The 18,824-nt window shown below is 66.9% G+C and carries 17 protein-coding genes; 4 read left to right on the top strand and 13 right to left on the bottom strand.

Annotation, left to right across the window (positions count from 1 at the left end; translation table 11 throughout):
• Nucleotides 1-10 precede the first annotated feature (10 nt).
• From hpaD to GWK18_RS02660, 5 genes are all read right to left on the bottom strand, one after another.
• Nucleotides 11-1,177: a 3,4-dihydroxyphenylacetate 2,3-dioxygenase gene (gene hpaD / locus GWK18_RS02680; RefSeq protein WP_166833031.1), complete on the bottom strand. Its 1,167-nt coding sequence runs from the start codon at nucleotides 1,175-1,177 to the stop codon at nucleotides 11-13.
• An 83-nt stretch (nucleotides 1,178-1,260) separates the two neighbouring features.
• Nucleotides 1,261-2,769 (bottom strand): 5-carboxymethyl-2-hydroxymuconate semialdehyde dehydrogenase, encoded by a 1,509-nt coding sequence (gene hpaE / locus GWK18_RS02675; RefSeq protein ID WP_166833029.1) that lies wholly within the window; start codon nucleotides 2,767-2,769, stop codon nucleotides 1,261-1,263.
• Nucleotides 2,766-3,452 carry a GntR family transcriptional regulator gene (locus GWK18_RS02670; protein ID WP_166833027.1) on the bottom strand — a complete coding sequence of 229 codons (687 nt, stop codon included), beginning with the start codon at nucleotides 3,450-3,452 and terminating at the stop codon, nucleotides 2,766-2,768. The genes hpaE and GWK18_RS02670 overlap by 4 nt, the downstream gene beginning before the upstream one ends.
• Nucleotides 3,433-5,022, bottom strand: a complete 1,590-nt coding sequence (locus tag GWK18_RS02665) for a fumarylacetoacetate hydrolase family protein (RefSeq protein ID WP_123825294.1) — start codon at nucleotides 5,020-5,022, stop codon at nucleotides 3,433-3,435. The genes GWK18_RS02670 and GWK18_RS02665 overlap by 20 nt, the downstream gene beginning before the upstream one ends.
• Before the next feature lie 21 nt (nucleotides 5,023-5,043).
• On the bottom strand, nucleotides 5,044-5,880 hold the full coding sequence (locus GWK18_RS02660; protein ID WP_348535810.1) for an IclR family transcriptional regulator: 837 nt from the start codon (nucleotides 5,878-5,880) through the stop codon (nucleotides 5,044-5,046).
• 144 nt (nucleotides 5,881-6,024) lie between these two features.
• Between GWK18_RS02660 and GWK18_RS02655 the strand changes: the two genes are divergently transcribed.
• From GWK18_RS02655 to GWK18_RS02645, 3 genes are all read left to right on the top strand, one after another.
• Nucleotides 6,025-7,920 (top strand): FAD-binding monooxygenase, encoded by a 1,896-nt coding sequence (locus GWK18_RS02655; RefSeq protein ID WP_166833184.1) that lies wholly within the window; start codon nucleotides 6,025-6,027, stop codon nucleotides 7,918-7,920.
• Between the two features lie 202 nt (nucleotides 7,921-8,122).
• Nucleotides 8,123-9,598 (top strand): APC family permease, encoded by a 1,476-nt coding sequence (locus GWK18_RS02650; protein ID WP_166833025.1) that lies wholly within the window; start codon nucleotides 8,123-8,125, stop codon nucleotides 9,596-9,598.
• 88 nt (nucleotides 9,599-9,686) lie between these two features.
• Nucleotides 9,687-11,042: an NAD(P)/FAD-dependent oxidoreductase gene (locus GWK18_RS02645; protein WP_166833023.1), complete on the top strand. Its 1,356-nt coding sequence runs from the start codon at nucleotides 9,687-9,689 to the stop codon at nucleotides 11,040-11,042.
• A gap of 79 nt (nucleotides 11,043-11,121) precedes the next feature.
• Here the strand turns inward: GWK18_RS02645 and GWK18_RS02640 are convergent, their stop codons facing one another.
• On the bottom strand, nucleotides 11,122-12,096 hold the full coding sequence (locus GWK18_RS02640; protein WP_209280894.1) for a helix-turn-helix domain-containing protein: 975 nt from the start codon (nucleotides 12,094-12,096) through the stop codon (nucleotides 11,122-11,124).
• A gap of 192 nt (nucleotides 12,097-12,288) precedes the next feature.
• Here GWK18_RS02640 and GWK18_RS02635 point away from each other — a divergent pair, with 192 nt between their 5' ends.
• Nucleotides 12,289-13,704, top strand: coding sequence for an aldehyde dehydrogenase family protein (locus tag GWK18_RS02635; RefSeq protein ID WP_123825297.1), 1,416 nt, complete (start codon nucleotides 12,289-12,291; stop codon nucleotides 13,702-13,704).
• Nucleotides 13,705-13,789: 85 nt separating this feature from the next.
• On the opposite strand, the gene GWK18_RS02630 is transcribed toward GWK18_RS02635, so the two are convergent.
• From GWK18_RS02630 to GWK18_RS02600, 7 genes are all read right to left on the bottom strand, one after another.
• Nucleotides 13,790-14,245, bottom strand: a complete 456-nt coding sequence (locus GWK18_RS02630) for a pilus assembly protein TadG-related protein (RefSeq protein WP_123825298.1) — start codon at nucleotides 14,243-14,245, stop codon at nucleotides 13,790-13,792.
• 8 nt (nucleotides 14,246-14,253) lie between these two features.
• Nucleotides 14,254-14,733: a hypothetical protein gene (locus GWK18_RS02625; RefSeq protein WP_233568776.1), complete on the bottom strand. Its 480-nt coding sequence runs from the start codon at nucleotides 14,731-14,733 to the stop codon at nucleotides 14,254-14,256.
• Nucleotides 14,714-15,064, bottom strand: coding sequence for a pilus assembly protein (locus GWK18_RS02620; RefSeq protein WP_123825299.1), 351 nt, complete (start codon nucleotides 15,062-15,064; stop codon nucleotides 14,714-14,716). The genes GWK18_RS02625 and GWK18_RS02620 overlap by 20 nt, the downstream gene beginning before the upstream one ends.
• Before the next feature lie 53 nt (nucleotides 15,065-15,117).
• Nucleotides 15,118-15,315: a hypothetical protein gene (locus GWK18_RS02615; protein ID WP_123825300.1), complete on the bottom strand. Its 198-nt coding sequence runs from the start codon at nucleotides 15,313-15,315 to the stop codon at nucleotides 15,118-15,120.
• A 151-nt stretch (nucleotides 15,316-15,466) separates the two neighbouring features.
• On the bottom strand, nucleotides 15,467-16,408 hold the full coding sequence (locus tag GWK18_RS02610) for a type II secretion system F family protein (protein ID WP_123825301.1): 942 nt from the start codon (nucleotides 16,406-16,408) through the stop codon (nucleotides 15,467-15,469).
• Nucleotides 16,405-17,265 carry a type II secretion system F family protein gene (locus tag GWK18_RS02605; RefSeq protein ID WP_166833021.1) on the bottom strand — a complete coding sequence of 287 codons (861 nt, stop codon included), beginning with the start codon at nucleotides 17,263-17,265 and terminating at the stop codon, nucleotides 16,405-16,407. Before GWK18_RS02605 ends, GWK18_RS02610 begins: the two co-directional genes overlap by 4 nt.
• Nucleotides 17,265-18,548, bottom strand: a complete 1,284-nt coding sequence (locus GWK18_RS02600) for an ATPase, T2SS/T4P/T4SS family (protein ID WP_166833180.1) — start codon at nucleotides 18,546-18,548, stop codon at nucleotides 17,265-17,267. Before GWK18_RS02600 ends, GWK18_RS02605 begins: the two co-directional genes overlap by 1 nt.
• Nucleotides 18,549-18,824 lie beyond the last annotated feature (276 nt).

Genomic DNA, 18,824 nt, shown 5'->3' with positions numbered 1-18,824 from the left:
AGTCAGCTCCTCACAGCTGGTTGCCGAGCTTGTACTCGCCCTGCTTCCATTCGGGCATGGACTCTGCACCTTCCTCCGCGCGGGTGTAGGAGAACCCGTCCGCGCCGATGGTCACGGCCATCTCGGAGTCATCCGTACGGGCCACCACGGGGACGGGGTTGCCGTCCAGGTCGAGCACGGTGGACGCTTCCGTGTACCAGGAGGGAACCACGGGGTTGCCCCACCAGTCGCGGCGCTGGTTGTCGTGGACGTCCCAGGTCACAACGGGGTTGTCCGGGTCTCCGGTGTAGTAGTCCTGCGTGTAGATCTCCACACGGTGCCCGTCCGGATCCCGCAGGTAGAGGTAGAACGCGTTGGAGACACCGTGACGGCCGGGGCCGCGTTCGATCCGGTCGGACATCCGAAGCGCGCCGAGCTTGTCGCAGATAGCCAGGATGTTGTGCTTCTCGTGCGTCGCGAACGCGACGTGGTGCATCCGCGGGCCGTCGCCACCGGTCATGGCGGTGTCATGAACGGTCGGCTTGCGACGCATCCACGCGGCGTAGACGGTCCCATGCTCGTCTTGGATGTCCTCCGTGACGCGGAATCCCAGGTCCTGCATGAACTTGGTGGCTCGGGGAACGTCCGGGGTGACCTGGTTGAAGTGGTCCAGACGGACCAGGGCCCCCGGCGTGTAGAGGTCGTAGCGCCAGGCCAGTCGCTCCACGTGCTCGACGTCGTAGAAGAACTCGTACGGGAAGCCCAGCGGATCCTGCACGCGAACGGAATCACCGATGCCCTTGGTGAAGCCCTCGGCCTTGCGCTCCACGCGGCAGCCGAGCTCCTCGTAGAAAGCGACGGCGCGGTCCAACTCCTCTGGGCTGCGGACGCGGTAGGAGAACACGGCGACGGCGGCCTGCGGGCCCTTGCGCAGCACCAGGTTGTGATGGATGAACTCTTCGATGGACCGAAGGTAGACGGTGTTCTCGTCCTCCTCGGTCACGGTCAGGCCCAACACGTCCACGTAGAAGTTGCGGGATCGCTCCAGGTCCGTGACCACCAGTTCCATGTACGCGCAGCGCAGGATGTCGGGCGCAGGCACGGACGGGGTGGGAATCGGGTTCTCGGAAACGATCGGAGCTTCCTGGGAAACGTAGAAGCCGGAGGAGGTCAGGGTGCGGTCTTCGAGGTGAGTCATGGCGGCGTCCTTGCTGTCGTGACGGGTGGTGGATCGTTGACGAACCCGGACGGACGGAGGCCCTGCCCGCCCGGTGGATCGGGTTACTGCTGCTTGCCGAACACGGGGTTGTGGACCTCGCCCAGGTTGATGTGCACGGCCTGCTGGTCGGTGTAGAAGTCGATCGACCGGTAGCCGCCCTCGTGGCCCAGACCTGAAGCCTTGACACCGCCGAACGGGGTGCGCAGGTCACGCACGTTGTTGGAGTTCAGCCACACCATGCCCGCCTCCACGTTCTGCGCGAAGTTGTGTGCACGCTTGAGATCGTTGGTCCAGATGTAGGCCGCCAGGCCGTACTTGGTGTTGTTGGCCAGTTCCAGCGCCTCCTCCTCCGTGTCGAACGGGGTGATGGCGACGACGGGGCCGAAGATCTCCTCCTGGAAGATCCGAGCATCCGGGGCCACGTCCACGAACACGGTCGGCTGAACGAAGTTGCCCTCCGGGAAGCCTTCCGGGCGACCGCCACCGGCCACGAGTCGGCCTTCGGACTTGCCGATTTCCACGTAGGACATGACCTTGTCGAAGTGCTCGGGGTGCACCAGGGCACCCACCTCGGTGGTGGGGTCGGAGGGCAGACCGACCTTGACCCGCTGCGCCTGGGCCGCGTAGCGCTCCACGAACTCGTCGTAGATGCCTCGCTGCACCAGGATGCGTGAACCGGCGGTGCAGCGTTCCCCGTTGAGGGAGAACACACCGAAGATCGTGGCGTCGATCGCGGTCTCCAGGTCGGCGTCGTCGAACACGACGGCCGGAGACTTGCCACCCAGCTCCATGGACAGGCCCTTGAGGAAGGGTGCGGAGTTGCCGAAGATGATCTGCCCGGTACGGGACTCGCCCGTGAAGGAGATCAGGGGAACGTCCGGGTGCTTGACCAGCGCGTCGCCGGCGTCCTCACCGAACCCGTTGACCAGGTTGAACACGCCCTGCGGCAGCCCGGCCTCCCCGAAGATCCCGGCCCACAGGGAGGCGGACAGCGGGGTGAACTCGGCTGGCTTGAGCACCACGGTGTTGCCCGTCGCGATCGCCGGCGCCAGCTTCCAGGACTCGAGCATGAACGGGGTGTTCCAGGGCGTGATGAGCCCGGCCACACCGATCGGCTTGCGGTTGACGTAGTTGGCTTGGCGCCCGGGCACCTTGTAGGCGTCGTCGATCTGGGCCACGATCAGGTCCGCGAAGAAGCGGAAATTCTCGGCGGCACGGCGAGCCTGGCCGAGGGCCTGTTTGATCGGCAGACCGGAGTCGTAGGACTCCATCTCCGCCAGGACCTGTTCGCGCGACTCCACGATGTCGGCGATCTTGTTGAGCACCCGGGAGCGCTCACGCGGCAGCATCTTGGGCCAGGGGCCCTCCTCGAATGCCTTCTTGGCCGCGGCCACGGCCGCCTCGACGTCTTCCTTCTGGCCCGCGGCGGCCTGGATGTAGGTCTGGTTGGTCACGGGATCGATGACGTCGAACGTCGCCCCGTTCTGGGAATCGACGAATGCGCCGTCGATGTAGTGCTGGATGCGTTCGGGCAGGTTCTCCGGCCGGGCGGTGGCGTTGTTCTCGGTCACGGGGTCTCCTTCTGACTCTTGATGTAGCTGCGCAGGGTGTTCGTGCGGTGTTCCCGCGCGGCCTGTTCGATCTGGTGGGCGGGGGCGCCGGACTCGATGAGGTCGATGATCTGGTCGTGTTCGGCCACGGATTCACGGGCGCGGTCCGGGACGAAGGTGAACGTCGAGTCCCGAAGGTGCCCCAGTCGCTCCCATTCGGCGTCCACGAGTTCGTTGAGCCGGGCGTTGGGGCAGCGGTCGAAGAGCACCCGGTGGAACGCGTGGTTGGTCTCGGTGAACACGTGCGGATCGAAATCGTCCAGGGATGCGGCCATCCGGGCGTTGAGCTCCTTGGCCTTGACCAGGTCCTCGGCCTCCACGTGCGGGGCCGCGAGCGCCGTGGCGGCACCTTCCAGGATTCCCAGGGACTCCATCGAGTCCTGGTACCGCGACTCGTCGACCATGGACACATGCGCCCCGACGTTGCGGGTGAAGGTGACCAGGCCTTCGGCCTCGAGCTGACGGATGGCTTCACGCACCGGGACCACACTCATGTCCAACGCGGTGGCGATCGTGCTGAGCACGAGCCGGTACCCGGGAGCGAATTCCTGGGTGGAGATGCGCTCCTTGATCCAGTGGTACGCCGTCTGCGCCTTGCTCAGACCGGCACCGGGCTGCTGGGTCTCAGTTGCGTTCGGTGCCATCGCCGACCCCTTCCGCAGAATTGGTCGGAAGGTTGCCGGCAAGGTCGGCCGGAGAGTCGGCCCCGTGGTTCGGCGCCGGGTTCTCGGCCAGCCATTCCTGAAACTTCTGCTTCCACTCACCGGTGGGCGGGAACAGGCCGTCCACAGGGTTGCCTTCGGCCACGCGGTCGAAGACCCACGAGTCCTCGTGCTCCTTCGCCAGGGCTTCGTCGGCCACTTCTTCGGCCAGGGCCCGAGGAATGACGACGACGCCGTCGTCGTCCCCCACGATCACGTCCCCCGGGATCACCGTGGCGTTGCCGCAAGCCACCGCCACGTCCGATTCCCACGGCACGTGCTTGCGTCCCAGGACGGCCGGGTTGCTGGTCTGGGAGAACACCGGCAGGCCGATCTCCAGCACGGCCGCGCTGTCCCGGACACCGCCGTCGGTGACCACCCCGGCGGCACCATTGGCCTTGGCACGAAGCGCCAGGATGTCGCCCAGGGTTCCCGACCCTGGTTCGTTGCGCGCCTCGATGACCAACACCTCGCCGGGTCGGACGGCGTCGAAGGCACGCTTCTGCGCGTTGTAGCCGCCACCGTGGGACTTGAAGAGGTCTTCGCGGCCGGGCAGGAACCGCAGTGTCTTGGCTGTGCCGACCATCTTGGTCCCGGGCGCGCCGGGGTACACGTTCTCGATGACCACCTGGTTCAGACCGCGCTTGCGAAGCTGCGCGGACAGCCCCGCGGTGGGCGCCGCCATGAGCTTGTTCCGCAGCGCCTGAGGGAGGTCAGCGGCGTCGTCTGCGGCGTCCTGGGCTGGCGTGGGGCCCAGCCCGGCAGCCTCCCGCGATCCCCAGGCGTCTTCGCGCTGGGCGTCGTCGACCTGCGGTGTGGTGCCGAGTGCCGGGTCGAAATCGCCCGGGCCCTCGACCACCGTGGTCCGCAGCCGGCCCGAACTCGGGGCCCCGGGAGCGGTCGGGGCATCGACCTCCACCTCGACGACGTCGCCGGGCACCATCACGGAGGAACCGGCCGGGGTGCCCGTGAGAATCACGTCACCGGTGTTCAGGGTCATGTGCTGGGAGAGATCTGCGACGAACTGGGCCAGCGGGAAGATCAGCTGCGCCTCCCCCGTGGTGTCCTCCTGGACGAGTTCGCCGTTGACCCAGGTGCGGACCCGCAGACCGGCGGGATCCACGGTGCGGGCGTCGATCAGCTCCGGGCCGATCGGGGTGTACCCGTCACGACCTTTGGAGCGGAGGTTCGAGCCCTTGTCGGGGGCTCGGTAGTCGTAGATGCCCAGGTCGTTGGACGCCGTCACGGCCGCCACGTGGTCCCACGCCTCGGCCAGCGGGACGTTGCGGGCAGGTTCGCCGATCACCAAGGCGATCTCGCCTTCGAACGCGAGCAGCTCGGTTCCGGCCGGGCGTTCGACGGTTCCTTCCGAACCCGAGACCGAGCTGTTGGTCTTGAGGAAGTAGGACGGTTGGGCGGGTTTGCGCCCGCGCTGGGCCGCCCGTGACTCGTAGGCCACATGGACCGCGATCACTTTGCCCGGGTTCACGGGTGCCGCAGGATTGCTCGCCATGTCAAACCTTTCCACGCTGGGTCAGAGCCTCTGATTCCGGATCGTATATGATCCTGGAAGGGTCAACAAGTAGCCTGGCTCACTTTCTCCGAGGGCGTGACGGACACCGGCCACGACCTCGTGCAGCCTCTCCGCGATCCCCCCGGCCCCCACCGGCGGCCCCACGAAGAGCGCAGCGACCGACGCCGCACGACCGTCCGGCAGTGCCAGAGGAACCGCAACCGCGCCCAGACCGGGGATCACTTCGTCCGTGGATTCGGCCCAGCCCCGCCCCCGAACGCGCTCCACCTCGTGTTTCAGATCCTCCGACCCGATGCCCGACTCCGAATCAACCGGCCACAGGTCATCGGACAAGGCCGCCAGGACGGCTCGCCCGCTGGCTCCGCGCGTCAGTGAGTGGCGCGTACCGGGACGCTGGGCCACCACGGCCACCGCTCGCGGCGGCTCGACGCTGGCAAAGGTGACACACTCCGCGTCCTCCTGGAGCGCGACGAAGCACGTGAGCCCCAGATCCTCACTCGCGCGCGTCAGTTCAGGAACGACGATCGCCCGGAGATCCACTTCCACCCGTGAGGCCAAGGCGGCCAGCCCCACCCCCAGACTCAACTGTCCGGATGCCCCGCGCTGCACCAGACCGTGCGCTTCGAGCGTTCGGATCAACCTGTACGCAACCGATCGGTGCACCCCCAGCTGGGCCGCCACCTCGTCGATGGCCAACGGGCCACCGGCCTCCGCCAGCACCTCGAGGATGCGGATGCCTCGACTGAGGGTCTGCGACCCCACGGCAGCCTGCCCTTTGGGCGCGCTCGCGCGAACCTCGTCCTCGGGCAATCCCGCCCGGGCCTGCGGCGTCGTCACGCTTGTCGTTCTCGGCACTTCGTCCTCCGTCGTGACCCTTGTCACCCCTCGGTAAACCGTATATGATCCAGTTCACAATTCGATATCTGACAATGATGTTCCATTATCGAACCTGAACTTTCAAGGGGTGCAGCCCGCATGACCATGCAGTTCCATCACCACGGATACGTGTCCACGGACCCGCGCGTTCAGCCCGCAGCAGGGAACGGCGTCGATCGGCCCACCGAACTGCCCGATCAGATGGACGTGCTGATCGTCGGCACGGGCCCCGCCGGAATGATCACGGCAGCCCAGCTCTCGCAGTTCCCGAACGTCAACACCCGCATCATCGAGAAGCGCCCCCACCGCCTGGAGATCGGCCAGGCCGACGGCATCCAGGCCCGCAGCGTGGAGACCTTCCAGGCCTTCGGATTCGCCAACCGACTGATCGACGAGGCGTACCACATCACGGAAATGAACTTCTGGAAACCGGATCCCGCGGACCCCGCCAAGATCGTCCGCACGGCCCGCACCAAGGACGACCCCAACGGTGTGAGCGAGTTCCCCCATCTGATCGTCAACCAGGCCCGCATCCTGGACTACTTCGCGGAGTTCTCCCTGCTCTCCCCCGGCCGCGTGGAACCGGACTACGGCATCGAGTTCGTGGACCTGACGGTTCACCCGGACGGCGAGTACCCCGTGGAGGTCCGGGTTCGCCACACCGCCGGCGAGCGCGAAGGTGAGGAGCGCACCGTGCGCGCCAAGTACGTCGTCGGTTCCGACGGGGCCCGTTCCGGCGTCCGCACCTCCATCGGGCGCAAGCTCTCCGGCGACCAGGCCAACCACGCCTGGGGCGTCATGGACGTCCTGGCCGTCACCGATTTCCCGGACATCCGCACCAAGTGCGCCATCCAGTCCCAGTCCGGCGGCTCCATCCTGTTGATCCCCCGCGAAGGCGGGCACCTCTTCCGCATGTACGTGGACCTCGGCGAAGTTCCGTTGGAAGGCAGTGCCGCAGTTCGCGCGACCACCATCGAAGAGATCATCGAACGCGCCAACAAGATCATGGCCCCGTACACGGTGGACGTGAAGAACGTGGCCTGGCACAGCGTGTACGAGGTGGGACACCGGCTGACCGACGCGTTCGACGACGTCGGAGACGCCGACACCGACATCGACTCCCCCACCCGCACACCGCGCGTCTTCATCACCGGCGACGCCTGCCACACCCACTCCGCCAAGGCGGGTCAGGGCATGAACGTGTCCATGCAGGACGGGTGGAACCTGGCTTGGAAGCTCGGACACGTCGTCGAAGGCCGATCCCCCGAATCCCTGCTGCGGACCTACTCGGGTGAACGGCAGGTGATCGCCAAGAACCTCATCGACTTCGACAAGGAATGGTCCACCTTGATGGCCACCAAGCCCGAGGACCTGGAAGACCCCTCCTACCTCGAGGACTTCTACGTCAAGACGGCCGAATTCCCCGCAGGTTTCATGACCGAGTACCAGCCGTCCATGATCACCGGTGACACCGAGCACCAGGACCTGGCAACGGGCTACCCGGTCGGCAAGCGCTTCAAGTCCGCGCAAGTCGCCCGCGTGTGTGACACGAACCCGCTGCACCTGGGTCACCAGGCCGTTGCCGACGGCCGCTGGCGCATCTACGTCTTTGCCGACGCCCAGAACACGGCCGCGCAGGAGTTCGGCGAATGGTTGGGCACCTCCCCCGACTCCCCCGTGGTCGCCCACACCGCCGGCTTCGGCACCGCGGGTCAGGACGACGACGCCCTGTTCGACGCGCGGGTGATCTACCAGCAGCCGCACGAAGAGGTGGACATCAGCACTGTCCCCGCGGTACTCAAGCCGAAGGTGGGGCCGTTCGACCTGCACACGTGGGAGAAGGTCTACGCGACCCTGCCGGAGGAGGACATCTTCGAGGAGCGCGGTATCTCGCGCGACGGCGCCGTCGTCGTCGTTCGCCCGGACCAGTACGTGGCGGCGGTGCTGCCGCTGACGGACAAGACCGCCCTGACGGAGTTCTTCAAACCGATCTTCCGGTAGCCCCTCCCGCCGAACCCTCGCGAAACTCGCCCTTCACCCCCTGAAGCGCGAGTTTCGCGAGGGTTCGGTCGTGTGGAGGGTGTGGAGGGTGCGCGTCCACGGCCAACCGGGGCGCGCTGGAACACAACACCGCACGGTGTGCCTTGGGTCACATTGGTGTCATCAGGAATTCGACACCTTCCCGCGCCACCTTGAGGTCACCATGACGCAGAACCCCCAACCCGAACTGGCCCACCGCCACCTGTCGACCACCTCGCTGGTGTACATGATCATTGCGGCCTCCGCCCCGCTGACCGTGCTGGCGGGCGGGGTTCCCACCAATTTCGCGGTCTCCGGTCTGCTGGGCGTGCCGGTCAGCTATCTGGTCCTGGGCGTGATCCTGGTGCTCTTCGCCGCCGGGTACGGAGCCATGAGCAGCCATGTGCAGAACGCCGGCGCGTTCTACGCCTACATCACCGAGGGCCTGGGCAATCGGCAGGGCATCGCGGCCGCGATCCTGGCCCTGGTCTCCTACAACATGATGCAGATCGGGCTCTACGGCCTGTTCGGCTTCGCCCTCTCCAACGCCCTGAGCACCTGGACCGGCCTGACGGTCCCCTGGTGGGCCGCAGCCGCTGTGGGCTGGGTGGTCGTCGGAGCCCTGGGCGTCAACAGCGTGGATCTCTCCGCCAAGGTTCTGGGCATCCTGGTGGGCCTGGAGTTCCTGGTGGTGATCGTGGTGAGCGTCCTGTCGATCGGCTCCGCACCAGAGGGTCTGTCCACCCAGACCCTGCAGCCCGGCCAGTTCTTCACCACCGGCATCGGCGTGCTCCTGGCCTTCGGCATCGCCGCTTTCATGGGCTTCGAATCCGGCGCCATCTACTCCGAGGAGACCAAGGACCCCCGCCGCACGGTGGCCCGGGCCACGTACATCGCCGTGGGTGTGATCGCCCTGTTCTACGCCGCCTCCGCGTGGGCCTTCGCCATGGGTGTGGGGCCCTCGGCAATCATCGGAAAGTCCCAGGAGTTCGGACCGGACCTGCTGTTCGTCTGGCTCGCGGGCCATTCCCCCGTCCTGGCCGAGATCGCCAACATCCTGTTCATCACCAGCCTGTTGGCGGCCCTGATCGCCTTTCACAATGCCGCCGCCCGCTACTTCTTCGCCCTGGGCCGCTCGCACGTCCTCCCGCGCTACCTCAAGCGCTCGACGACGGCGGGTGCCCCCTGGGCCGGTTCCCTCACCCAGTCGGTGCTGGCGCTGGTGGTCGTCGCGGTCTTCGCCGTCGCCGGTATCGGACACGAACTGGGGCCGCTGTACCCGGTGATCACGCTGTTCACCTGGCTGACCAACGCGGCGGCATTCGGACTGGTGTTCCTGCTGGCGGTCACCTCGATCGCCGTCGTCGTGTGGTTCGCGAAGGACCACCACGGGCACGGAGTGTGGACGCGCCTGATCGCACCGGGGCTCTCCGCCGTGGGCCTGTTGGTCGTGGCCGGGCTGATCCTCGTCAATTTCGATCTCATGATCGGTGCGGAAGGCCCGTCGCTGCTGGTAGTGGTCATGCCGGGGATCATCATCGCCGCCGGCGCGCTGGGCCTGGTGTGGGGCGAAGTCATCCGCCACCGGGATCCCTCCGGGTACCAGTCCATGCGCCACCAGGACCAGATCGACGAGGACGACGAATACGCCGTCCCCTGACCCGCAGCACCATGAACCGATGAACACCGGCCTGGCCGGACACCGAACCCCACCCACCGGACACCGAACCCACCGGAAGGACAAGAACATGGCTACCCCACACGCCGTCGTCGTAGGAGCAGGCTTTGCAGGCCTGGTCGCCGCGCGGGAACTGCAGACGGCAGGTATTGATGTCGAGATCGTGGAGGCCCGCGACCGCGTCGGCGGACGCGCCTGGACCGAGGACCGCATGGGCTATCCGCTGGAACTGGGCGCCACGTGGGTGCACTGGATGCAGCCGCACATGTGGACGGAGATCACGCGGTACGGGCAGAGCATCTTCCCCAGCCCCGTGAGCGACCGCGCGTACTGGATCACCGACGGCCAACTCAAGGAAGGGTCGGAGGCCCAGGTGGACGCGATGCTCGAGCGCCCCATGGCCAAGATCTTCGAAGGCTCCCGGGAGTTCTTCCCCAACCCCCACGACCCCCTGCACGTCCTGTCCCAGGACTTCACCGGCCCGGCCGAGGTCCGCGAGCGCTTCCTGGCCTTCGACGACCAGAGTCCGTTGGACGCCCTGCGCAATGGTGAGTTCACGCAGGAGGAGATCGACCTGTGCGACTCGTACTGGTCGGCGGGCTACATCGGCGACCCGCACAACGGTTCGGCCCTCATGGCCAAGCAGTGGGTGGCGCTCTCCGATCATCGGCTACCCCTGCTGGACGAACAGACGTTGCGGTTCAAACTGACCAACGGCATGCGCGGGGTCTACCAGAACATGGCCGCCGACCTGCGGTGCCCCATCCGGTTGTCCACGCCCGTGCGCAAGATCGAACACAGCGGTTCGGGCGCCACGGTCACCCTGGAATCCGGGGAGACGATCGCCGCGGACGCCGTGATCGTGACCGTTCCCGTGGGGGCTTTGGGGACCATCGAGTTCGAGCCTCGGCTGCCCCAGGCCATGCAGCGGATCGTGGACGAGAAGTGGAACTCCACCGGGGCCAAGATCTGGATCAAGATCCGCGGTCACCACAACATCTTCGGCTACGCCCCCACCCCGGCCAAGGCCGCCATGATCCGCAGCGAGTACTTCCTGGATCCACAGAACCCCGAGGATCCCGACGACGAGGGCTCGACCATCGCGGTCAGCTTCGGCTCCCATCACGACCGTGTGGACGTCAACGACCCCGCCTCCGCTCAGGAGATCGTGAATCAATGGCGCCCGGACCTGGAGGTCATCGACTGCACCGGTCACGACTGGGTGGCGGACAAGTGGAGCGGCCAGGCATGGGCCACGCTCAAGAAGGGCCAGTTCACCAACGGCTGGCACCACTTCGGTAACACGCAGACCCGCATGCATTTCGCGGGTGCTGACTGGGCAAAGGGCTGGCGCGGCGTGGTGGTCGAGGGTGCTCTGGAAACCGGGTTGACCACCGCCCGGCGGGTGATCCGAGAGCTGGCCTGAGCGACCGACACACAGGATTCACCCTGGATTCGCTGGGATTCATGGCGACGACGGCGGCCCACCGGGACGTCGTCGTCGCTCAGCCGCCCAGGACTCGGGAGCGGTAGGCCGACGGCGACTCCCCGTACTCGGTCTTGAGCGCCTTGGACACGTAGGAGGGGTCGAACAGCCCGTACCGGGAGCTGATGGTGTGCACGGATTCGTGCGCAAGCAGCGGGTCTGCCAGGTCCTGGCGGATGCGTTCGAGCCGCCGCGCGCGGATGTAGGCGGACACGGTCTGCTCCCCTTGAGAGAACCGGCTGTGCAGCTGCCGCACGGACACGTAGAGCGCGCCGGCGATCCGCGAGGGTGAGAGTTCGGGGTCGTGCAGGTTGTCCTCGACGTAGGCCTTGGCCTGTTGCAGCAGGATGTTCTCCGTGGTGTCCCGCCCGGAGGCGTGGGCCTCAGCCGAAAGCACCGTGACCAGCATGTCCAGCGCGGAGCGCACCAGGCTCATGGCGTGGGCACCTTCCAGCAGGTCGATGTTGGCGGCCAGTTGTTCGAACAGCGGGACGGCCACGCGCCCCAGGCCCTCGTTGCGGCTCACGCGCGTGGCCGTGACCTGCCCGATCTGTTCGGGACTCATGTGCACCACGTTCTGCGGGAACAACACCACCAAACTGTGCTGCGGACCCGGATAGGACAGCTCGTAGGGCCGCTGGGTCACGTACAGGGCAAGGTCCCCGGGTTCGAGCAGGCACGTACGGCCGTCCTGGACCAGCTTGGCCGCCCCGGAGATCTGCAGGCTCAGTTTGCAGTAGGCGCCGGTGGTCGCGGCGGCCAGCTCCTGGTCACGCAGCACGGTGTGGGCGTCCGTGTGCATGTCGAAAAGGTGTACGTCCTCCAGGCTCGCGGACCGCAACGACGCGCGGAACGCCGCCTCGTCCGGGGCGCTCAGCAGTAACCGCCCGATGGCTTGTGTGATTGCTTCGCGCCATTCGGGCATGGTCATGGCCGAGTCCCGTGGCGGCGCATCTGGACCGGACGGCGGCACCTGTGGATCGTTGGATGTCATGTGTCTGCTCTCCCTGATGCGAAGCTACCACCCTGTGATGTGAGGCACACTCGTGACCAACAAGCCTGCGCTCCTGGGCAACCGGTCCGCACGCAGGGCCACGGACCATGGACCCAGGAACACCTCCCTCCGCCGGGTCCACCGGATGAACCGGGAACCACTGCGGCAGGCCCATCACGTCAAGGAGATCTCGTGAGCACTTCGACCAGCACGTACCAGGAACTGCTCTCCGCCGTCGTCGCGGAGAACGGGCGCCCGGTCCATGACCCGGCCACGGACGAACTCATCGGCACCGCACCCGTGCAGGACGTCGCACGGCTCGATGAGCTCGTGGCCGCCGCCCGCGCCGCGCAGCCCGCCTGGGGTGCCAAGTCCCACGCAGAGCGCAGCGAGGCGCTCATGAAGGCCGCTGACGCGATCGAGGCCAACGCCGAGCCCCTGGCCACACTGCTCTCCCGCGAACAGGGCAAGCCGCTCAACGGTCCCAACGCGCGGTTCGAGGTGGGCGCGTGCGCCGCGTGGTTGCGCGCCACCGCGTCCTTCGAGCTCGAGGAACAGACCCTGGTCGACGACGGCGAAACCCACGCGGTCCTCAACTACCGCCCCGTCGGTGTGGTCGGGGCAATCGGCCCCTGGAACTGGCCCATGATGATCACCGTGTGGCAGATCGCCCCGGCCCTGCGGATGGGCAACACCGTGGTGGTCAAGCCCTCCGAGTACACGACGCTCAGCGTGCTGGCTCTGTGCCACGTGCTCAACTCCGCGCTTCCGGAAGGCGTGCTGTCCGTGATCGCGGGCGAACGCGAGGTGGGGGCCGCAGTGTCCACCCACGAGGGCATCGACAAGATCATGTTCACCGGCTCCACCGCCACCGGCTCCAAGATCATCGAGGCCTCCGCGAACAACATCACCCGCCTGACACTGGAACTCGGTGGCAACGACGCCGGGATCGTCCTGGACGACGTGGACCCGGCCGCGATCGCCGAAGGCCTGTTCTGGGGCGCGTTCATCAACACGGGTCAGACCTGCGCGGCCCTCAAGCGGCTCTACGTCCCGGATGCCATCTACGACGACGTGTGTGCGGCCCTCGTGGAGTTCGCGGGCAAGATGCCCATGGGCGTGGGCCTGGAGGAGGACAACGTGCTGGGCCCGCTGCAGAATGCCGCACAGTTCAAGATCGTGGACGACCTGGTGGAGGCCGCCAAGGCCTCCGGCGCACGCGTTCTGATGGGCGGCGAACCGGACCGTGACGCGCCCGGCAACTTCTACCCGACCACCCTGGTGGCCGACATCTCCCCCGATGCCGAGTTGGTGGTCAAGGAGCAGTTCGGCCCCGCCCTGCCGATCATCCGCTACACGGATCTGGAGGACGCGATCGCCCAGGCCAACGCGCTGGACGTGGGGCTAGGCGCGTCCGTGTGGTCGGCCGACCGTGACCGTGCCAAGGAGGTTGCCGCTCGCATCCAGGCCGGCACCGTGTGGATCAACTCCCACGGCGGCGTGGACCCCCGCATCCCGTTCGGTGGCGTCAAGCGCTCCGGCTACGGCGTGGAGTTCGGTGTGGAGGGCTTGAAGCACCTGGGCGTCCCGCAGGTCATCAACGGATGACCCTCCCGCCCTCTTTCCCGCCGAACCCTCCCGAAACTCGCCCATCATGCGTTGATGGACGAGTTTCGCGAGGGTTCGGCGGTGTTCACTGTTCGAATTCGGCTCGGGCGTCGCCGGTTGCCGTGATGGGCACCCCGCCCGGAATGATCCAGGCCACCACCGGCGGATGGGCCACGGCGTCCAGGGTCACCTGCGCGGTGCGCCCGTCAGGAGTCCCCGTGCCGGCCCCCACGGACAGACTGTCGACGTCGAACTCGGCGCCCACCTCCGTGAGGTACGACGATGCAGCTCCGGACACGCTCGAATCCGTGAGTTCCGCTGCGGGTCGGCCGCTGCCGTCATCCGGGATGTCCAACCCACGGAAACTGTCGGCGGCAGCCAGGGCCGCGTTGTCGGCGTGCGCCTGCAGCTTTCGCTCCGCGAGGTAGATCGACGTCACCGCCATGACCACGATCAGCGCCAGCAGGCAGATCAGCATCATTCCGACGATCAAGATGGAGATCTGGCCGTCGTCGCTATCGTCATCGGGTCCCTGGCCCATGGGCCGCCTCATGCGTACCGCCCCACGACGACGGTCGAACTGTGCTCCATCCGCGCCACTCGATAGGTGCCCAGCAGGGGAATACGCGGCAGGTCCACCGTGGTCACCGCGGTCACGGTGGCCACGGCACCCGGTTCGTTGCAGGTCCCGTCCGAACAACTGATCTGGATCTCGATCTCGCCGGGTGCCAGTCCCTGGTCCGTCGCGGGCAGGCGTGCGGCGGATTCGACCACCCCGAGATCCAGGTCCTCGGCCGGTACGTTGGCAATGACCTGCGAGCCCTGCTGCGCAGCGGCCACTGCGGCGAAGGACGCCGCCTGCGCCTGCGCGAGAACGGCCACGAAGATTACGATCGGCACCAGCAGGATCACCGACAGCACGGAGAACTCAACCAGTGCCGAGCCGGTGTCCGGATCCGTCGCCGTCGGGACGCGGTCCTGTAATGATCCGGTGGTGCGTTCACGGCTCTCAGCTCGTGTCAATCGCATGCCCCGTGACCTCCAATGTGCCGGGAGGCCCAAATGGCCCCACGATGGGCAGTGGCGCCACCACGGTGACCTCCAACGTGGGCACTCCGTCGATCGTGGCGGCATCGGCGCGCACGTTGCCGGCGAACCCGGGGCCAACTGTTTGCGTGATGAGGTCATTCGTCCGCCCCACTGCATCGGAGGGTCCCCGGTCCGCGAGTGTCCCGTACCGCGCGCCGTGGGAGGCTGCATCGATCAGGACATTGCGGACGTGCAGCGCAAAAATCACCTGCAGGGTGACCGCGAAGAGGACTGCGGTGACTCCGGCGACCATCGCCCATTCGGCGACCACCGAGCCAGAGTCCTTGTCGGACGAGCGGGTGTCCCGTGGCTCGCGCCCTGAAATCACTGCCCCGTGACGCGCGCAATCGCGTCATTGAACAGGCCTTCGAGTGCCGGTTGGGCGATCAGGAGCAGGCCCGCCACCAGGACCGCGCTCATGAGGGTCAGCATGACCCACCCGGGCACGTCTCCCCGATCGGCGTGATCGCCGGCAGTCAGGATGGCGTCCTCCGAGGGGTTCTCGACGGGGTTCGTGTTCATGGCGTTTTCCTCTCGGGTTGACTGGTCGATCCGGTCGTGGGTTCCGACGGCGAGGTGATCGACGTCGTTGGTCGGTTTACTGGTCTTGGGACGAGGTCATTGCCGTCCACCGCGCCGTGGAGCAAGGGGTGGTCCCGTGAACGTGCGCCGGTCACAGTTCCAGCCTCAGAACAGCGATGCCCGGGAACACTGCGAAGAGCACGGACAACGGGAGCACCAGGAACACGAGCGGCACCATCATGGCGATCTCCTTGCGACCGGCGATCTCCATCAGGTCGCGTTTGTCCTCGTCACGTACGTCCTGGGCCTGGGCTCGCAAGACCTCGGCCAGAGGGGTTCCTCTTTCCAGGGCGACGACGATCCCGTCGACGAATCGTGAGACGTGTGAGACGCCCACCCGGTCCGAGAACTCCTGAAGGGCCTGCACCAGGGGGACGCCGGACTTGGTCCGGACCAGGACCGCCCGGAACTGCTCCGCGAGGACGCCGTCGGCAACACGCCCGACGCGTTCCAGCGCGCCGAGGGTGGACTCGCCCGCACCGACCGACAGCGCAAGGATCTCGGCCACGGCGGGGAACTCCGCGAGCATCCTTGCCTCGCGGGACGCGATGCGTTGGTTGAGCCACCAGCCCCTCCACCAGGCACCGGCGAAGGCCCCACCGGCGGCCACGACTGCCACGGCCGCGATGGGCGCGCCAAACCGCAGGACGGCCGCCACACCCCAGACGAGTCCGAGGACCGTTCCTGCCAGAACGGCCAACACCTGCTCGGCGCGGTAATCGGAAACGGTACGCTGAGCGCCTTCGCGCTCGAGTTTCCCGCGCAGCTGACGCAGGGAGTCCCCGGAACTCCACCTCTCCCAGGCACCCGTGAGCGGGGCAATCAGGTGTCCGGCGATGCCCAACGCACCGCGGTCACGCCTGGCCCGCAATTGCTCTGCATGGCGAACCGTGGCATCCGACGCCCGCATCTGCGCCAGGACCCGCCGCGTGAGCTTGCGACCTTCCTCGGAAGGTGCCGGCATCAGAATCAGCCAGAGGCCCCAGCTCAGAACGATTCCCAGGACAAGCGGGATGACCAGGGGCAGGTTCATCGCAGCACCCTTTCCGGTTCGGGGAGTGCGCCCAGCCTCAGCATCAACCGGTAAGCCACGAAGGAAATCGCAAGACCGCCCAACAGCACGACGGCACCCGCCGGTGAGTCATAGGCCTGGACGGCTGCCGGTTGGCTGGTCATCAGGAGCAGGATCAGCCAGGGGGCAGCAACCGAAAGGCGTGCTGCGTTGACCGTCCAGGACTGTCGAGCTTCGAGTTCGCTGCGGGTGCGCGAGTTCTCACGCAGGAACTCGGACAGCGTCCCCAGGAGACGGCCGAGGTCGGTACCGCCCACTTCGCGCGTGACCCGCAAGGATTCCACGATGTTGTCCGCCACGGGATCCGCCAGCTCCGCCTTGAGCGCGTCCAAGGCCGGAATGAACTGGCCCGTGGCCCGGTAATCAGCGGCGAATCGGGCAAAGGCCGGTTGAACGGCCGCAGGTCCGCGGTGCTGCAATTGCGCGAGCGCTTCCGGAAGCGACATGCCGGCCCGGATGGCAGACCGCAGGAGGTCCACGACGTCCGGCCAGACCGTCCGCAGTTGCTTGGCACGACGTCGCATCCGTTGTCCCAACAAGGCCCACGGAATGAACGCCGCCACGATGGCCGCACAGGCCGCAAAGACCACCCCTCCGGTCACCGCGAACACGACGACGGCCGACACCACGGAGCACAGGCCCGACAACACGACGAGCGAACTCGGCCGAACGTCATGTAGGCCCGCGCGGTCGAGCCGGGTTCGGATCACACCCTCGCGGTGAAGGCGCCGTCGCCGCGCCTCGGAGGGGCGCTCCCAGAAGGACCACCAGATCAGGAACAACCCGGCACCCAGGCCGAGTCCGAGCAGAAGACCCATCAGGACCCCCGGTTTCCGCGCGGCTGGTCATCGGTACCCGTACCGGCGTCCAAGTCGGAGAGCAGACCCTCGACGGGTATTCCGGCCAGCGCGAATTTCTGCGCCGCCGGTACCTCGCCGGCTACGGCGAGCAGGTCACCGTCGACTCTGCGGAACACGGGGTAGGCCTCGATCACGCCGTTCTCCACCCTGGTGCCGAGGGCCAGGACCTCTTCAACCTCGCGGTGACCGTCGGGGCGTCGTCGGCAGTGGACCACCAGGTCGAAGCAGGCGGCCACGGTGGGGACCACGAAGTTCGAGGAAATGTTCTCTCCGGCCAGCAGCGGAAGTGTGCAGATCTTGGTCACGGCATCCCTGGCCGAGTTCGCATGGATGCTGCACATGCCCGGCAAACCGGAGTTCAAGGCGATGAGCATGTCGAGTGACTCGGCCTCACGGACCTCGCCGACGATCAGTCTGTCCGGGCGCATGCGCAGCGCTTCCTTGACGAGCCTGCGGAGCGCGATCTCGCCGGTCCCCTCGAGGTTTGCCTGACGGCACTGCATTCCCACGACGTCGCGCAGCGGTACCTGCAGTTCGAAGATCTCCTCCACGGTCACTACCCGCTGGCGAGGGTCGATCTCCGCACACAGGCAGTTGAGCATGGTGGTCTTGCCGGCCTGAGTGGCACCCGAAACCAGGATGTTCAGACCGGCCCGCACCGCTGTAGCCAGAAACCTGGAGGCCTGCGGCGACATGGACCCGAGCCCGACGAGTTCGTTCAGGCGCCGCGCGGCGACGATGAACTTCCGGATGTTGACGGACCAGTGCTCTCTGGTGACGTCGGGGATCACCACGTGGAGTCTCGAGCCGTCAGGCAGCGAGGCATCCACGAACGGCGAACTTAGGTCCAAGCGCCGTCCGGAACGCCGCAGCATCCGCTCCACCAGACGACGCACCTCGTCGTTCTCGACATGCAACCCCGTCAGCTCGGACTCGCCACCGCGCGCCACGAACACCTGATCAGGACCATTGATCCACACTTCTTCGATCGAATCGTCGTCGAGCAACGGTTGGAGGACGCCGAAGCCAGCGACGGCGTCGAGCACCTCACCGCGGGTGACGTCCAGATCCGCAAACGCGACGGCCCCCGAGCGTGCCGACGCGTGATCGTATTCCTGAAGGACGTCCTCGATGATCCGGGCCGCTTCGTCTGGACTCTCGACCGGGTCCAGCCCCTGAAGGCGGACACGTTCGCGCACGCTGTCCAACACCCAGGCCATCGCTTGGCTCTCCGTCGACATCCCGGAGGCCGCAGCGGCAGACATGACGGGGTCCGTCCGCACCATCTGGCGTCGAATTCCCCGCGGTGCAAGCTGCGCCATCGCGGCCCCCTCGTGTTCAGCTCTCGCCCCAGGCCGAGAAGGGCCGGGACCACACCCGCACGATCACCCGGCCCATGTCTTCTGACCTGGGCCGATTCACCGCGTCGGGTGTCGAGATGAATCTAGACGCGATTCACATCACACCGGAACACCCTTGAGTTCCGCTGTGGAAAACTCTGCTGACCTGGGCAAACA

The sequence above is a fragment of the Kocuria sp. JC486 genome, from assembly GCF_011602805.1.
Lineage (GTDB): Bacteria > Actinomycetota > Actinomycetes > Actinomycetales > Micrococcaceae > Kocuria > Kocuria soli.
The sequence above is the reverse complement of the archived record's forward strand: the minus strand, read 5'-3'. Positions and strand labels throughout refer to the sequence as shown.

Bases quoted from the DNA above. Each gene is read 5' to 3' on its own strand.
- GWK18_RS02600 (WP_166833180.1), bottom strand. From the start codon at position 18,548: ATGTCGACGGAGAGCCAAGCGATGGCCTGGGTGTTGGACAGCGTGCGC.
- GWK18_RS02625 (WP_233568776.1), bottom strand. From the start codon at position 14,733: ATGCGATTGACACGAGCTGAGAGCCGTGAACGCACCACCGGATCATTA.
- GWK18_RS02655 (WP_166833184.1), top strand. From the start codon at position 6,025: ATGCAGTTCCATCACCACGGATACGTGTCCACGGACCCGCGCGTTCAG.
- GWK18_RS02640 (WP_209280894.1), bottom strand. From the start codon at position 12,096: ATGACATCCAACGATCCACAGGTGCCGCCGTCCGGTCCAGATGCGCCG.
- GWK18_RS02630 (WP_123825298.1), bottom strand. From the start codon at position 14,245: ATGGGCCAGGGACCCGATGACGATAGCGACGACGGCCAGATCTCCATC.
- GWK18_RS02665 (WP_123825294.1), bottom strand. From the start codon at position 5,022: ATGGCGAGCAATCCTGCGGCACCCGTGAACCCGGGCAAAGTGATCGCG.
- hpaD (WP_166833031.1), bottom strand. From the start codon at position 1,177: ATGACTCACCTCGAAGACCGCACCCTGACCTCCTCCGGCTTCTACGTT.
- GWK18_RS02670 (WP_166833027.1), bottom strand. From the start codon at position 3,452: ATGGCACCGAACGCAACTGAGACCCAGCAGCCCGGTGCCGGTCTGAGC.
- GWK18_RS02610 (WP_123825301.1), bottom strand. From the start codon at position 16,408: ATGAACCTGCCCCTGGTCATCCCGCTTGTCCTGGGAATCGTTCTGAGC.
- GWK18_RS02615 (WP_123825300.1), bottom strand. From the start codon at position 15,315: ATGAACACGAACCCCGTCGAGAACCCCTCGGAGGACGCCATCCTGACT.
- GWK18_RS02650 (WP_166833025.1), top strand. From the start codon at position 8,123: ATGACGCAGAACCCCCAACCCGAACTGGCCCACCGCCACCTGTCGACC.
- GWK18_RS02605 (WP_166833021.1), bottom strand. From the start codon at position 17,265: ATGGGTCTTCTGCTCGGACTCGGCCTGGGTGCCGGGTTGTTCCTGATC.
- GWK18_RS02645 (WP_166833023.1), top strand. From the start codon at position 9,687: ATGGCTACCCCACACGCCGTCGTCGTAGGAGCAGGCTTTGCAGGCCTG.